This is a genomic window from Pseudomonas sp. NY15435, assembly GCF_048068295.1.
In the GTDB taxonomy this organism is placed as follows: Bacteria; Pseudomonadota; Gammaproteobacteria; order Pseudomonadales; family Pseudomonadaceae; genus Pseudomonas.
In genome coordinates, this window is the sequence record NZ_JBLUQA010000001.1 from 62364 (window position 1) to 76133 (window position 13770).

The 13770-nt window shown below is 64.3% G+C and carries 11 protein-coding genes and 1 tRNA gene; 9 read left to right on the forward strand and 3 right to left on the reverse strand.

Going from position 1 to position 13770, the window contains the following annotated elements; all coding sequences use genetic code 11:
* Nucleotides 1-26: 26 nt before the first annotated feature.
* Both ACNFH5_RS00325 and ACNFH5_RS00330 read left to right on the forward strand, forming a co-directional pair.
* Nucleotides 27-536 carry a hypothetical protein gene (locus ACNFH5_RS00325; protein ID WP_416744359.1) on the forward strand — a complete coding sequence of 170 codons (510 nt, stop codon included), beginning with the start codon at nucleotides 27-29 and terminating at the stop codon, nucleotides 534-536.
* A gap of 156 nt (nucleotides 537-692) precedes the next feature.
* Nucleotides 693-1922, forward strand: a complete 1230-nt coding sequence (locus ACNFH5_RS00330) for a multifunctional CCA addition/repair protein (protein WP_416743402.1) — start codon at nucleotides 693-695, stop codon at nucleotides 1920-1922.
* 100 nt (nucleotides 1923-2022) lie between these two features.
* Here ACNFH5_RS00330 and folK read toward each other — a convergent pair whose 3' ends face one another.
* Both folK and folB read right to left on the reverse strand, forming a co-directional pair.
* Nucleotides 2023-2559 carry a 2-amino-4-hydroxy-6-hydroxymethyldihydropteridine diphosphokinase gene (gene folK, locus ACNFH5_RS00335; RefSeq protein ID WP_416743403.1) on the reverse strand — a complete coding sequence of 179 codons (537 nt, stop codon included), beginning with the start codon at nucleotides 2557-2559 and terminating at the stop codon, nucleotides 2023-2025.
* Nucleotides 2550-2903, reverse strand: coding sequence for a dihydroneopterin aldolase (folB, locus tag ACNFH5_RS00340; RefSeq protein WP_416743405.1), 354 nt, complete (start codon nucleotides 2901-2903; stop codon nucleotides 2550-2552). The genes folK and folB overlap by 10 nt, the downstream gene beginning before the upstream one ends.
* 80 nt (nucleotides 2904-2983) lie before the next feature.
* Here folB and plsY point away from each other — a divergent pair, with 80 nt between their 5' ends.
* Entirely contained in the window at nucleotides 2984-3553 is a 570-nt protein-coding gene (gene plsY / locus ACNFH5_RS00345) for a glycerol-3-phosphate 1-O-acyltransferase PlsY (protein WP_416743407.1), read from the forward strand.
* 94 nt (nucleotides 3554-3647) lie between these two features.
* On the opposite strand, the gene tsaD is transcribed toward plsY, so the two are convergent.
* On the reverse strand, nucleotides 3648-4673 hold the full coding sequence (gene tsaD / locus ACNFH5_RS00350; RefSeq protein WP_416743409.1) for a tRNA (adenosine(37)-N6)-threonylcarbamoyltransferase complex transferase subunit TsaD: 1026 nt from the start codon (nucleotides 4671-4673) through the stop codon (nucleotides 3648-3650).
* Nucleotides 4674-4873: 200 nt separating this feature from the next.
* On the opposite strand from tsaD, the gene rpsU reads away from it, so the two are divergent.
* The 6 genes from rpsU to ACNFH5_RS00380 all read left to right on the forward strand — a co-directional run bounded on the left by rpsU (nucleotide 4874) and on the right by ACNFH5_RS00380 (nucleotide 13705).
* Complete coding sequence (rpsU, locus tag ACNFH5_RS00355; protein ID WP_003085057.1) at nucleotides 4874-5089, forward strand: 30S ribosomal protein S21; 216 nt, start codon at nucleotides 4874-4876, stop codon at nucleotides 5087-5089.
* A gap of 200 nt (nucleotides 5090-5289) precedes the next feature.
* On the forward strand, nucleotides 5290-7326 hold the full coding sequence (dnaG, locus tag ACNFH5_RS00360; protein ID WP_416743412.1) for a DNA primase: 2037 nt from the start codon (nucleotides 5290-5292) through the stop codon (nucleotides 7324-7326).
* Between the two features lie 78 nt (nucleotides 7327-7404).
* The gene (rpoD, locus tag ACNFH5_RS00365; RefSeq protein ID WP_416743413.1) at nucleotides 7405-9258 is read left to right on the forward strand and encodes an RNA polymerase sigma factor RpoD; all 1854 of its coding nucleotides are present in this window, start codon (nucleotides 7405-7407) and stop codon (nucleotides 9256-9258) included.
* Between the two features lie 102 nt (nucleotides 9259-9360).
* On the forward strand, nucleotides 9361-13095 hold the full coding sequence (locus tag ACNFH5_RS00370; protein WP_416743415.1) for a bifunctional diguanylate cyclase/phosphodiesterase: 3735 nt from the start codon (nucleotides 9361-9363) through the stop codon (nucleotides 13093-13095).
* A 16-nt stretch (nucleotides 13096-13111) separates the two neighbouring features.
* Nucleotides 13112-13188 (forward strand) — tRNA-Ile (locus tag ACNFH5_RS00375).
* Between the two features lie 193 nt (nucleotides 13189-13381).
* A complete protein-coding gene (locus ACNFH5_RS00380) occupies nucleotides 13382-13705 on the forward strand; it encodes a hypothetical protein (RefSeq protein WP_024763617.1) in 324 nt (107 codons plus the stop codon).
* Nucleotides 13706-13770 lie beyond the last annotated feature (65 nt).

Here is a 13770-nt window from a genome sequence, read left to right on the forward strand (position 1 = left end):
TGGCGGCAACCCCGCTGGAGACCGCCATGCGCCTGTTCGCCATTCTCCTGCTCTGCCTTGCTGTCGCGACCTGCAGCAACCCCGTGCCCCACGCCCAGGTCGCGCATCCCGCCGATGCGCGCTTGGCCGGGCTGCGCGACTTCCAGCTGATGCCGCCGGAAAACGTCGTCGACGCCCTGCCCTACCGCAGCCGTTATCCACTGATCAACGCCCAGGTGCGCCAGGGCCTTATCGAGCGCGGCTACCGCGAAAGTGCCGCGCCACAGCTGCGCGTTTACTACTGGTTGGCGCTGCAGGATGCGCCGCTGGAGTTCAAGGTTGATACCCCGCCGCCCAATCCGTTGGGGCCCTATCTCGCCATCCATCGCCTGCGCGATGAGACCGGCACCTTGCGCCTGCGCCTGACCGATGCGCAGGAACAGACGCTCTGGGAAGGCACCGTCAGCACCGGCCTGAGCCCTGCCCACGCCAGCGCCGCCCTGCTGCAGGACGCCATTGGCGCATTGCTCCAGCAGGTGCCCGCTGCTACGCCCTAGGCGCACGTCGCACTCGTTCGCGAGCAAGCTCGCTCCTACACCCCGGCTATTGTAGGAGCGAGCTTGCTCGCGAACCGCCTCGATCCCCAGAAGCCACCGAGCTTGCCCCACTCGCCGCAAACCCCGAAGCTATCCCCCAGAACAGGAGACAGCTTCATGCAGATCTACAAGGTGGGCGGCGCCGTGCGCGATCGCCTGCTCGGCATCCCCGTCAGCGACACCGACTGGGTAGTCGTGGGCGCCAGCGCCGACGAGATGCTCGCCCAGGGCTACCGCCCGGTGGGCGCCGACTTCCCAGTATTCCTCCACCCGAAGACCGGCGAGGAATACGCCCTCGCCCGCACCGAACGAAAAAGCGGGCGCGGCTACGGCGGCTTCACCTTCTACGCCAGCCCCGACGTCACCCTGGAAGAAGACCTGATCCGCCGCGACCTGACCATCAACGCCATGGCGGAAGACGATGACGGCCAGGTCGTCGACCCCTACCACGGCCAGAAAGACCTCGAAGCCCGCCTGCTGCGCCACGTCTCCCCGGCCTTCGCCGAAGACCCGCTGCGCGTGCTGCGGGTCGCCCGCTTCGCCGCCCGCTACGCGCCGCTGGGCTTTACCGTGGCACCAGAAACCCTGGCGCTGATGCGCGAGCTGTCCGAATCCGGCGAACTGGAAGCACTGACCGCCGAACGCAGCTGGAAGGAAATCTCCCGCGCGCTGATGGAATCGCGCCCGGACGTGTTCATCCAGGTCCTGCGTGATTGTGGCGCCCTGGCCGTCCTGATGCCGGAGGTCGACGCGCTGTTCGGCGTACCGCAGCCACCCCAGCACCACCCGGAAGTGGATACCGGCGAACACGTGCTGGCCGTGCTGCGCGAATGCGCCCGGTACGACCAGCCACTGAGCGTGCGCTGGGCCTGCCTGGTGCATGACGTGGGCAAGGGTGAGACCCGTGAGGAAGAGTGGCCCAAGCACCACGCCCACGAACACCTGGGCCTGCCGCTGATCGATGCAATCAACGCCCGTTTCAAGGTCCCACGGGACTGCCAGGAGTTGGCCCGGCTGGTGGGCGAGTACCACACCCACTGTCACCGCGCGCTGGAGCTGCGGCCGAACACCATCCTGGAGGTGCTGCAGTCCTTCGACGTCTACCGGCGACCGCAGCGCTTCGAGGAATTTCTCGCTGCCAGTGAGATGGATGCCCGTGGCCGCCATGGACTGGAAGATCGCGCTTATCCACAGGCCGACTACCTGCGTGGCGCAGCACAGGCCGCACGCGCGGTCGCGGTGCAGCCGCTGCTGGAAAAGGGATACAAGGGCGCCGAGCTGGGCGAAGCGCTCAAGCGCGAGCGTCTGAATGCCCTGAAGGCCTACAAGGAAGGCAACACCGCCTGAAACAACTGGACTTGTAGGAGCGAGCTTGCTCGCGAACCGCCCAGCGCTGGAGTGGCCGGCAAGCTCCGTTCGCGAGCAAGCTCGCTCCTACAGATAAGCCCTAAGGCGCCGGATGCGCCTCGATCAAGGCCGGCGAGGTCAGCTCCACACCGCGCCAGCGGAACCGCACCGGCCAGAGTTTCTGCTCGATCTGAGAATTCGCCCACAGCTCGGCAAACGAACGCTGCACGCCTGGGTGCTGTACCTGCGGAGCCAGCAACGCCAGCGGCCAGAGGACGAAGGCATTCTTCAGCACCTCGGCGCGCGGCAGCGTCAGACCGTCGAACTCGCCATGCAGGTCGCCATACAGCAGCACGTCGATATCCAGCGGCAGGCCCTTGCGCTCCGGCGCATAGCGGCCGTTGTCCGCCTCGATATGCTTCAGGCGCAGGCTCAGTTCTGCCAATGGCAGATCGGTGCGCGCGGCAATCACGAAGTTGTAGAACGGGCCACTGCGAATACCCACCGGCTCACTCTCGAACACCGGCGAACAATGGATGTCCTGCAGGAACTCGCTCAGCGCTTCCAGCCCGGCCAGCAGATGCCGCTCGCGCTCGAAGTTGCTGCCCAGCCCCAGGTAGACCGTCGTCAGCGGCATCCGCGTTCGATCTCCACACCGACGCCGATGGCGGCCGCAACGGCGCCGGGCTTGGTGACTTTCAGGCGCAGCCACTGGATGCCGAACTCTGCCATCAGCAACTCGGCGAGGCGTTCGGCGAAGGTTTCCACCAACTGGAAATGCGCGTCACGGGCAAAGGCCATGACGCGCTCGGAGAGCACGGCGTAGTCCAGGGCCTTGGCGATATCGTCGTCGGCCGCCGCCAGGCGATTGTCCCAGCCCAGCGTCAGGTCCAGGCGCAGGCACTGCCGGATACCCCGTTCCCAGTCGTAGACGCCGATCACGGTGTCCACTTCCAGCCCCTCGATGAAAACTCTGTCCACTGACTGCATGCTCCAAGGCGACACGACAAGCGGCCGGCGCCCCGTTAGAATCGGAAACGACCTCGTCTCCGGTGGAAACCATGTTCTGGTTCTTGGCGATCCTCGCCTACCTGCTCGGATCACTGTCCTTCGCGGTACTCCTCAGTCGCCTGTTCGGCACTGCCGACCCGCGCGCCAGCGGCTCGGGCAATCCCGGCGCCACCAATATGCTGCGCCTGGCCGGCAAGAAGATCGCCATCCTCACCCTGCTCGGCGATCTCGCCAAGGGACTGCTACCGGTACTCATCGCCCGGATGATCGGACTGTCCGACGTGCAGCAGGCCTGGGTCGGACTGGCAGCGGTGATCGGTCACCTCTACCCGTTGTATTTCAACTTCCGTGGCGGCAAGGGCGTCGCCACCGCCGCCGGCATGCTGCTGGCGCTGTACCCGCCAGCGGCCCTGCTCGCGGCAGTCGCCTGGCTGGTGACCTTCAAGCTGTCGCGCACCAGTTCGCTCGCTTCACTGGTCGCCACGCCGCTGACCTTGCCGCTGCTGGCCTGGCAGGAACCGTCGGCGCTGCTGCCGATGACCGTGCTCACCGGCCTGATCGTCTGGCGTCACCGCAGTAACCTGCGCGATCTCATCGCCGGACGCGAGCGTCACTTCTAGAACCGCGAGCTTCCCGGCCCACGTACAGCGCTGCAAGCGAAAAAACGGCCCATGCCGCTCAGAGCATGCGCCGCGTCGTTTGCAGCTTCATTATTCAGATCGCTGGCAGCGACTCCATTGGCCAACGCGCGTGGACGCCGATCGACGGGCCGTCCTGCTGCCCGGCCACCAGCCGCTGGCAGCCAGCATAGGCGATCATCGCGCCGTTATCGGTGCAGAAGCGCGGGCGGGCGTAGAACACCTGGCCCTTCATTTCGCCGAGCATCTTTTCCAGGTGCTGACGCAGCGCCTGGTTGGCGCTGACACCACCGGCGATCACCAGGCTCTTCAGGTGCGTCTGCTTGAGCGCGCGCTTGCACTTGATGGTCAGGGTCTCGACCACCGCGGTCTGGAATGCCAGGGCGATGTCGCTGCGGGTCTGCTCTCTGTCGTCACCTTCGGCCACGCAGCGCTGCCAGGTATTCAGGGCAAAGGTCTTGAGGCCGCTGAAGCTGAAATCCAGGCCCGGACGATCGGTCATCGGCCGCGGGAAGACGAAGCGACCAGCGGTGCCGCGCTCGGCCAGCCGTGCGATCTCAGGGCCACCGGGATAGGCCAGGCCGAGGAGCTTGGCAGTCTTGTCGAAGGCTTCGCCGGCAGCGTCGTCTACCGACTCGCCGAGTACCTGGTAGCGGCCGATGCCATCCACCCGAACCAGCTGGGTGTGACCACCGGATACCAGCAAGGCGACGAACGGGAACTGTGGCGGCTGCTCTTCGAGCATCGGCGCCAGCAGGTGGCCTTCCATATGGTGCACGCCGACGGCCGGTATGCCCCAGGCGAACGCCATGGCCTGGGCGCAGGATGCGCCAACCAGCAACGCGCCCACCAGGCCGGGGCCGGCGGTGTAGGCGATGGCGTCGATGTCTTCGGCGGCGCGGCCGGACTCATCCAGCACCTGGCGAATCAACGGCAGCATGCGCTTGACGTGATCACGGGAGGCCAGCTCGGGAACCACGCCGCCGTATACGCGGTGCAGGTCGATCTGGCTGAACAGCGCGTCGGCCAACAGGCCCTTTTCGCTGTCGTACAAGGCGACGCCGGTCTCGTCGCAGGAGGTTTCCAACCCCAGCACTAGCATGGGTTTGAGCCTTTACTCTGGGCAAAATTGAAGCCGCGCATCATAATCGCCGGCTGGGCTTCGGACCAGCGCTTTTCGATCGGAGGCTTTGCATTCCTCCGCTCGAACGTTTAATATCCGCAACCCTTGAAAACCGCCGACTCCGAACAACCGTCAGGAGCGCGATAAATCCTCCGGTAATCATTGAAGGTACGACCTGGATGCCCGCCGTCAAAGTTAAAGAGAACGAACCCTTCGACGTAGCTCTGCGTCGTTTCAAGCGCTCCTGCGAAAAAGCAGGCGTACTGGCTGAAGTCCGTAGCCGCGAGTTCTACGAAAAGCCGACCGCTGAGCGTAAGCGCAAAGCCGCTGCCGCTGTTAAGCGTCACGCCAAGAAAGTGCAGCGCGAACAGCGCCGCCGCGAGCGCCTGTACTGAGTTACAGCGCTTCGTCGCACGCTTTCTGCATCGCCCGGCCCACTCGCCGGGCGAGTGCCTGACACAAGGCACCCCACTCCGATTCGCGCTCGCGGACTTCGGAGTTTTTGCTTTTCAAGCCCCATGCTTAGTCTCAAGCGTCGCTCACGGCTTCACCGCCGAGCGCTATGCTTGGGTCCACCCTGCGTCCCGATGAGTCTATGGCCGGCCTGATTCCACAATCCTTCATCGATGACCTGCTCAACCGCACCGACATTGTCGATGTGGTGAGCTCGCGCATCCAGCTGAAGAAGACCGGCAAGAACTACAGCGCCTGCTGCCCGTTCCACAAGGAGAAGACACCCTCCTTCACCGTCAGCCCGGACAAGCAGTTCTATTACTGCTTCGGCTGCGGCGCCGGCGGCAACGCACTCGGCTTCATCATGGACCACGACCAGCTGGACTTCGTCCAGGCGGTCGAAGACCTGGCCAAACGCGCCGGCATGGATGTGCCCCGCGAGGAGGGCCGGCGCGGTAACAAGCCCCGCCAACCGGTCGACTCACCGCTGTATCCGCTACTAGCAGGCGCCGCCGAGTTCTACCGCCAGGCACTCAAAGGCCACCCGGCACGCAAGGCCGCCGTGGAATACCTCAAGGGCCGCGGCCTGACCGGCGAAATCGCCCGCGACTTCGGCCTGGGCTTCGCACCGCCGGGCTGGGACAACCTGCTGAAGAACCTGGGCGGCGACAACCTGCAGCTCAAGGCCATGCTCGACGCCGGCCTGCTGGTAGAAAACCCCGACAGCGGCAAGCGCTACGACCGCTTCCGCGACCGGGTGATCTTCCCCATCCGCGACAGCCGAGGCCGAGTAATCGCGTTCGGCGGCCGCGTACTGGGCGATGACAAGCCGAAATACCTGAACTCGCCGGAAACCCCGGTCTTCCATAAAGGGCAGGAGCTCTACGGCCTGTATGAAGCCCGGAAGAACAACCGGGATCTCGACGAGATCATGGTGGTCGAAGGCTACATGGACGTCATCGCACTGGCTCAGCAGGGCATCCGCAACGCGGTCGCCACCCTGGGCACGGCCACCAGCGAAGAACACATCAAGCGGCTGTTCCGCATCGTGCCGAACATCCTCTTCTGCTTCGACGGCGACCAGGCCGGCCGCAACGCCGCCTGGCGCGCGCTGGAGTCGGCGCTGAGCAACCTGCAGGACGGGCGCAAGGTCCGCTTCCTGTTCCTGCCCGAAGGCGAAGACCCGGACAGCCTGGTGCGCGCCGAAGGCCCGGACGCGTTCCGCGCCCGCCTCGCCCACCAGGCCCAGCCGCTGGCAGATTACTTCTTCCAGCAACTGACCCAGGAAGCCGACCCCAGCACGCTGGAAGGCAAGGCGCACCTGGCGACCCTGGCCGGCCCGCTGCTGGAAAAGATTCCCGGCAACACCCTGCGCCTGCTGATGCGCCAGCGCCTGGGCGAGATCACCGGCCTGTCCGCCGAGGCACTCAGCCAGATCAGCGCGCCGCGCTCCGGCCTTGGCGGCCAGAGCAAGCCCAGCCATACGCCGGCAACCGTACAGGCGCGCGGCGCGGACCAGCATGCCCATGAGTACGCCGATTACGATACGGGCCAGTTCGCCGGCCAATTCGCAGAGCATGGCGACAGTCATTACCAGGACGCTTCGAGCTACTTTGAGGCGCCGACGGATTTTTCTGCCGGCAATGGCGGCGCCAAGCAGGGCAAGAAGCCCTGGAAAGGCGATCGCAAATGGGACGGCAAAGGCAAGAAGGGCGACTTCACGCCGCGCCAGCCACGCACCGAAATCAGCGTCGAATCGCCGACCCTGACCGCACTGCGCACCCTGCTGCACCATCCTCAACTGGCGCAGAGCGTCGAGGATGCAAGCCATTTCTCCAACGAAGGACAAACCTATTCGCAACTGCTCGCCGCGCTGGTCGAAGCGTTGCAGAAAAATCCGAAACAGAGCTCGATGCACCTCATCGCGCGCTGGCACGGAACCCCCCAAGGGCGCCTGCTGCAGGTGCTGGCGGGAAAAGAATGGCTGATCGATGACGGCAATCTTGAAAAGCAGTTCGTCGACACCATTACTACACTTGCACACAACCAACTGCACAGCAGCCGCGAAGCCCGCCTGCACAGCGTGCTGCGAAAGAATCCCAGTGAACTGACCGACGAAGAGAAAGCGTTACTGCGGGAGCACTACAGCACCCCCTCTTCAACAGGCAGCCAGAGCTGAACTGGCGTCTGAAGCCTCGAATCTGGTATAATCCTCGGCTTATTTCAGCCCGCCAAGACCTTCAGTGGATAGGGTGTTATGTCCGGAAAAGCGCAACAGCAATCTCGTCTCAAAGAGTTGATCACCCGTGGTCGTGAGCAGGGTTACCTGACTTACGCGGAGGTCAACGACCACCTGCCGGAGGATATCTCTGATCCGGAACAGGTAGAAGACATCATCCGCATGATCAACGACATGGGGATCAACGTATTCGAGACAGCCCCGGATGCGGATGCCCTGTTGCTGGCGGAAACCGATACCGATGAAGCTGCCGCCGAAGAAGCTGCCGCCGCGCTTGCCGCGGTAGAGAGCGACGTTGGCCGCACGACCGACCCGGTGCGCATGTACATGCGTGAAATGGGTACCGTGGAACTGCTGACCCGCGAAGGCGAAATCGAAATCGCCAAACGCATCGAGGAAGGCATCCGCGAGGTCATGAGCGCCATCGCCCAATTCCCGGGCGCGGTGGACGGTATCCTCGAAGAGTACAACCGCATCGTCGCCGAAGGCGGCCGCCTGTCGGACGTCCTCAGTGGCTACATCGACCCCGACGACGGCACCCTGCCGGCCGAGGAAGTCGAGCCGGTCGGTCTGAAAGACGACGCCGAAGCCAAGGACAAGGATAAGGACGAAGAGGACGAAGAGTCCGACGGCGATAGCGAGGAAGAAGAAGGCGACGGCGGTCCGGACCCGGAAGAAGCCGCCCGTCGTTTCGGCGCCGTTTCCGAGCAACTGGAAAAGGCCAAGAAGGCCCTGAAGAAGCACGGTCGCGGCAGCAAGCAGGCCACCGAAGAGCTGGTCGCCCTGGCCGAGCTGTTCATGCCGATCAAGCTGGTGCCCAAGCAGTTCGACGTGCTGGTCGCCAAGGTCCGCGACTCGCTGGACAGCGTCCGCCGCCAGGAACGCGCCATCATGCAGTTGTGCGTACGTGATGCCCGCATGCCGCGTGCCGACTTCCTGCGCCAGTTCCCTGGCCACGAAACCGACACCGCCTGGGTCGACGCCGTACTCAAGGGTAAGCCCAAGTACGCCGAAGCCATCGAACGTCTGCGTGACGACATCCTGCGCAACCAGCAGAAGCTGGTCGACCTGGAAACCAGCTCGCAGCTGACCGTCGCCGAGATCAAGGACGTCAACCGCGCCATGTCCATCGGCGAGGCGAAAGCCCGTCGTGCGAAGAAGGAGATGGTCGAGGCGAACCTGCGCCTGGTGATCTCCATCGCCAAGAAGTACACCAACCGCGGCCTGCAGTTCCTCGACCTGATCCAGGAAGGCAACATCGGCCTGATGAAGGCGGTGGACAAGTTCGAATACCGTCGCGGCTACAAGTTCTCGACCTATGCCACCTGGTGGATTCGCCAGGCGATCACCCGTTCGATCGCCGACCAGGCCCGCACCATCCGTATCCCGGTGCACATGATCGAGACGATCAACAAGCTCAACCGTATCTCCCGCCAGATGCTGCAGGAGATGGGCCGTGAACCGACCCCGGAAGAGCTGGGCGAACGCATGGACATGCCGGAAGACAAGATCCGCAAGGTCCTGAAGATCGCCAAGGAACCGATCTCCATGGAAACGCCGATCGGTGACGACGAAGACTCGCACCTGGGCGACTTCATCGAGGACTCCACCATGCAGTCGCCGATCGAAGTGGCGACCAGCGAGAGCCTCAAGGAAGCCACCCGCGAAGTCCTCGCCGGCCTCACCGCTCGCGAAGCCAAGGTCCTGCGCATGCGCTTCGGCATCGACATGAATACCGACCACACCCTCGAGGAAGTCGGCAAGCAGTTCGATGTGACCCGTGAGCGTATCCGGCAGATCGAAGCCAAGGCGCTGCGCAAGCTGCGCCACCCGTCGCGAAGCGAGCACCTGCGCTCCTTCCTCGACGAGTAACGAAGAACCCCCGGCCAAAACCGGGGGTTTTTCTTTGGGTCTTCCACTGGGCAAAGTGCCACGTCTACACTTCGGCGTAGTCCCCCCAGGAATGAGGCCCTTATGCCGCGTCTGCAGGCAGTTCTACTGTGGTGCCTCGCATTCTGGGCAGGACAGGCGCTCGCCCTGAGCCTCACGCCCGAGGAGCAGCAGTGGCTGCAGGCGCATCCCACCCTGCGCCTGGGCGTCGACGCCTCCTGGCCCCCCTTCGAATTCCGCGACGATGACGGCCGTTACCAGGGCCTGGCCGCCAGCTATGTGAAGGTCATCAGTGACCAGCTCAAGGTGCAGCTGAAGCCAATAGAGCCGGCGAGCTGGACCGAAGTCCTGCAACAAGCCAGGGACAATCACGTCGACCTGCTGCCCGGCGTCATGGCCACGCCCAAGCGCCTCGATTACCTGAGCTTCACCCGTCCCTACCTCGACTTCCCGATCATCATCCTCGCCCGCCGCAACGGGCCGGAACCGGCCAACGTGAAGGAGCTGTACGGCCTGAAAGTCGGCGTCGTGGCTCACTACGCGCCCCACGAACTGCTGATCGCCAAGCACCCCGACCTCAACCTGCTGCCACTGCCCAGTATCGCCGCCGGCCTGCAGGCGCTGGCCACAGGTCAAGTGGACGCCTTCGTCGGCGATCTCGCCTCAAGTGTCTGGAACCTGCGCCAGCTCAAGCTCGAAGGTCTGCAGATCAGCGGCGAGACGCCCTACCGCTACCAACTGGCGATGGCCGTGCCGAAGGACCAGACGATCCTCGTCGGCATCCTCGATAAAGTCCTCGCCGACATGACGCCCGAACAGATCGAAGCGCTGCAGGCGCCCTGGGTCGGCGGCCTGGTGGATCGCCGCAGCGTCTGGCCGGAAGTCTTCCGCGTTGTCGTCCCCATCGCCCTGCTCACCGCCCTCACCCTGCTGGTGCTGTTCACCATGAACCGCCGCCTGCGCGGTGAAATACAGCGCCGAGAAAAGCTCGAACAGGCCCTGCGCGATAGCGAGCAGCACTACCGTGGCCTGGTGGAAAGCCTCACCGCCATCGCCTGGGAAATGCGTCTGGCAGAGAACCGCTTCACCTACGTATCGCCCCATGCCCAGCGGCTGCTCGGCTACCCGATCAAGGACTGGCTGGAACCGGGCTTCTGGCAGCGCACGCTGCATCCCGAAGACGCCGACCATGCGGTGAACTACTGCCTGAGTGAAAGCCAGGCCGGGCGCAACCACAGCTTCGACTACCGCATGCTCGCGGCCGATGGGCGGATCGTCTGGATTCGCGACATCGTCACGCTCATCCACCATGGCGACGACCTGATCCTCCGTGGCCTGATGATCGATATCACCGAGGCCAAGCACACCGAGCAGGCCCTGCGCCTTTCCGAGCAGAAGTTCGCCTCGGTCTTCCACCACTGCCCGGACATCATCGTCCTCGCGCGCCGCATCGACGGGCAGTTGCTGGCGGTGAACAGCACCTTCGAGCAGCAGATCGGCATCCCGGCCAGCGAGGCGCTGGGCAAGACTTCCACCGAACTGGGCATCTGGGGCGAACCGGGCATGGGCCCGGCAATGCTCGCGCGCCTGCAGGGCGAGCCGCTGAACAACGTCGAGATTCCGCTCAACCGTCGCGACGGCACACGCTTCACCGCCTTGCTTTCGGCCCAGCACATCGTCCTCGACGACACCCCGGCGCTAGTCGTGGTGGTGCGCAATATCTCCCAGGTCAAGGAAACCCAGGAGCAACTGCGCGTCTCCGAAGAGAAGTTCGCCAAGGCCTTCCACGCCTCCCCCGACGGCATGCTGATTTCGCGCATCAGCGACGGCCGGCTGGTGGAAGTGAACCAGGGCTTCACTCGGATTACCGGCTACAGCCGCGAAGAATCTGCCAATCGCTCCACCCTCGACCTGCGCCTATGGGCCAACCCGGCCGACCGCAGCCGTCTGCTGGGCATACTTGATGGCGCCGTCAGCGCCCCGGACTTCACCGCGCAAATTCGTACGCGCGACGGAAGCCTGCGCCTCTGCGAACTCTCAGCCCACCGCATCACCATCGGCAACGACGATTGCATGCTGACCATCGCCCGGGACATCACCGAGCAACAGCAGATGCAGGAAAAACTCCGCCTCGCCGCCACCGTTTTCGAGAGCACCGCCGAAGGCGTAATGATCACCGACGCGCGCCAGCGGATAGTCGCGGTCAACCGCGCCTTCAGCGAAATCACCGGCTACAGCGAACAGGAAGCCCTCGGCAGCTCGCCGCGCCTGCTCGCCTCCGGCCAGCACGACAGCAGCTTCTATGTCGCCCTCTGGCACCAGCTCAACGCCGAAGGCCACTGGCAGGGCGAGATCTGGAACCGCAGGAAGAACCAGGAACTGTACCCCGAGTGGCTGACCGTCAGCGCTGTGCGCAACGCCGACGGCGAACTGTCGCACTACGTCGGCGTATTCGCCGACATCTCCACCCTCAAGTACGCCCAGGCGCGGCTCGACTACCAGGCCCACCACGACCCACTCACCGGCCTGCCCAACCGCCTGCTGTTCGAAAGCCGCCTGAATGCATCCCTCAAGGAAGCCCAGGAGGAGGATCACCAGGGCGCCGTTATGTTCCTCGACCTCGACCGCTTCAAGCACATCAACGACAGCCTTGGTCACCCGGTGGGCGACCTGCTGCTCAAATCCATTGCCACCCGCCTGCGCGAGCAATTGCGGGACGTCGACACCGTCGCTCGCCAGGGCGGTGACGAATTCATCATCCTGCTGCCCGGCCTGCACCATGCGCTGGACGCCGAGCACGTTGCGAACAAACTGCTTGCCTGCTTCGAAAAGCCGTTCATCGCCGGCGAACAGGAGTTCTTCGTCAGCGCCAGCATCGGCATCTGCCTCTACCCCAGCGATGGCGGCGACGTCGCCACCCTGGTGAAGAACGCGGACGCCGCCATGTACCGGGCCAAGGCCCAGGGCCGCAACCGCGTCGAGTTCTACACCCGCGAACTGACCTTCCAGGCCACCGAACGCATGGCCCTGGAACACGAACTGCGGCGCGCCCTGGAGAGCGATCAACTGCAGCTCTACTACCAGCCCAAGCTCTCCCTCAGCACGGGCCTACTCGTAGGCGCCGAAGCACTGATCCGCTGGAAACATCCGCAGTTCGGCGCGATTTCGCCGGATCGCTTCATTCCCCTGGCCGAAGAAAACGGCCTCATCCTGCCCTTGGGTGACTGGGTGCTGCGCGAAGCCTGCCGACAGATGAGCCGCTGGCAGGACAGCCACGCCGCTTTCGGGCCCCTATCGGTCAACCTCGCCGGCGCTCAACTGCGCCAGACCAATCTGGTCGATCGCATCCGCGAGTTGCTCGCCCACTACAACCTGCAGCCCTCACGCCTGCAGCTGGAGATCACCGAAAGCTTCCTCATGCACCAGACCGAGGAAGCCCTGTCGATCCTGCACAGCCTGAAACACCTGGGCGTACAGCTGGCCATCGACGACTTTGGCACGGGCTACTCCTCGCTCAGCTACCTCAAGCAGCTACCGCTGGATACCCTGAAAATCGACCAGTCCTTCGTCCACGGCCTGCCGGACGACCCCCATGACGCCGCCATCGCCCGCGCCATCATTGCCCTGGGTCGCAGCATGAACCTCACCGTGATTGCCGAAGGCGTGGAACACGAAGCCCAGGAACGCTTCCTCGAGGCCGAAGGCTGCGACCAGATCCAAGGTTACGCCCTCAGCGCCCCGCTGCCAGCCGACGCCTTTGCCAACCGATTCCTGGTCCCGCTGCATCCGGTTGGCGCGAGCCAGAACGCCCCGGTATAATCCGCCCGCCTTCTGGGGGCCTATAGCTCAGTTGGTTAGAGCAGAGGACTCATAATCCTTTGGTCCACGGTTCAAGTCCGTGTGGGCCCACCACCCTTTCAGCAAAAGCCGCGCGAATGCGCGGCTTTTTGCGTTTCTGCCAGTCAGTTTTCCAGCGGCCGATTGAGAGCCACTTCACACCCGCCGTCGACCGCCCGGCGCAGGCGCTGCGCCAACATGACAGGCGTCAATATCAGATAGCCATTAGCCATTAAATTGGCATCTCCCTGATATGAGCGAATCCGTCATGACTCTCCACCGGTATCCAGTCCAGTTGCTGGTCACTTCCCAGGATCCGGCGCTGGCGCGCCAGGTTCGTGCGTTGCTGGCAGCCTATGAGCTGCCCTGCGCGGTGATGGAGGGACCGCGCAATTGCGAGCAGGCGCCGCTATGCCGATGGTTCAAGGATGCGCCCTTGAGCGATTCGGCGCGGATGCTCGCGCTGCTGGCCGATGCCATCGGTGTATTGGAAAGAACCCGCCACGCCTTCCGCTCCCGCGAGCTGGGCGAATTGCGCCAGCGCCTGAGCGGTGCGCTGCAGGAGTTGTCGGGGCCGCGCCCGCTGGTGTAAAAGACTCCCACCCGCGTTCCGCCATTGCGGAAGCTGGCTTTGCCGGGCAGGACTTGTGGGCCTGC

Bases quoted from the DNA above. Each gene is read 5' to 3' on its own strand.
- ACNFH5_RS00330 (WP_416743402.1), top strand. From the start codon at position 693: ATGCAGATCTACAAGGTGGGCGGCGCCGTGCGCGATCGCCTGCTCGGC.
- folK (WP_416743403.1), bottom strand. From the start codon at position 2,559: ATGCCGCTGACGACGGTCTACCTGGGGCTGGGCAGCAACTTCGAGCGC.
- rpoD (WP_416743413.1), top strand. From the start codon at position 7,405: ATGTCCGGAAAAGCGCAACAGCAATCTCGTCTCAAAGAGTTGATCACC.
- ACNFH5_RS00380 (WP_024763617.1), top strand. From the start codon at position 13,382: ATGACTCTCCACCGGTATCCAGTCCAGTTGCTGGTCACTTCCCAGGAT.
- plsY (WP_416743407.1), top strand. From the start codon at position 2,984: ATGTTCTGGTTCTTGGCGATCCTCGCCTACCTGCTCGGATCACTGTCC.
- tsaD (WP_416743409.1), bottom strand. From the start codon at position 4,673: ATGCTAGTGCTGGGGTTGGAAACCTCCTGCGACGAGACCGGCGTCGCC.
- ACNFH5_RS00325 (WP_416744359.1), top strand. From the start codon at position 27: ATGCGCCTGTTCGCCATTCTCCTGCTCTGCCTTGCTGTCGCGACCTGC.
- dnaG (WP_416743412.1), top strand. From the start codon at position 5,290: ATGGCCGGCCTGATTCCACAATCCTTCATCGATGACCTGCTCAACCGC.
- ACNFH5_RS00370 (WP_416743415.1), top strand. From the start codon at position 9,361: ATGCCGCGTCTGCAGGCAGTTCTACTGTGGTGCCTCGCATTCTGGGCA.
- rpsU (WP_003085057.1), top strand. From the start codon at position 4,874: ATGCCCGCCGTCAAAGTTAAAGAGAACGAACCCTTCGACGTAGCTCTG.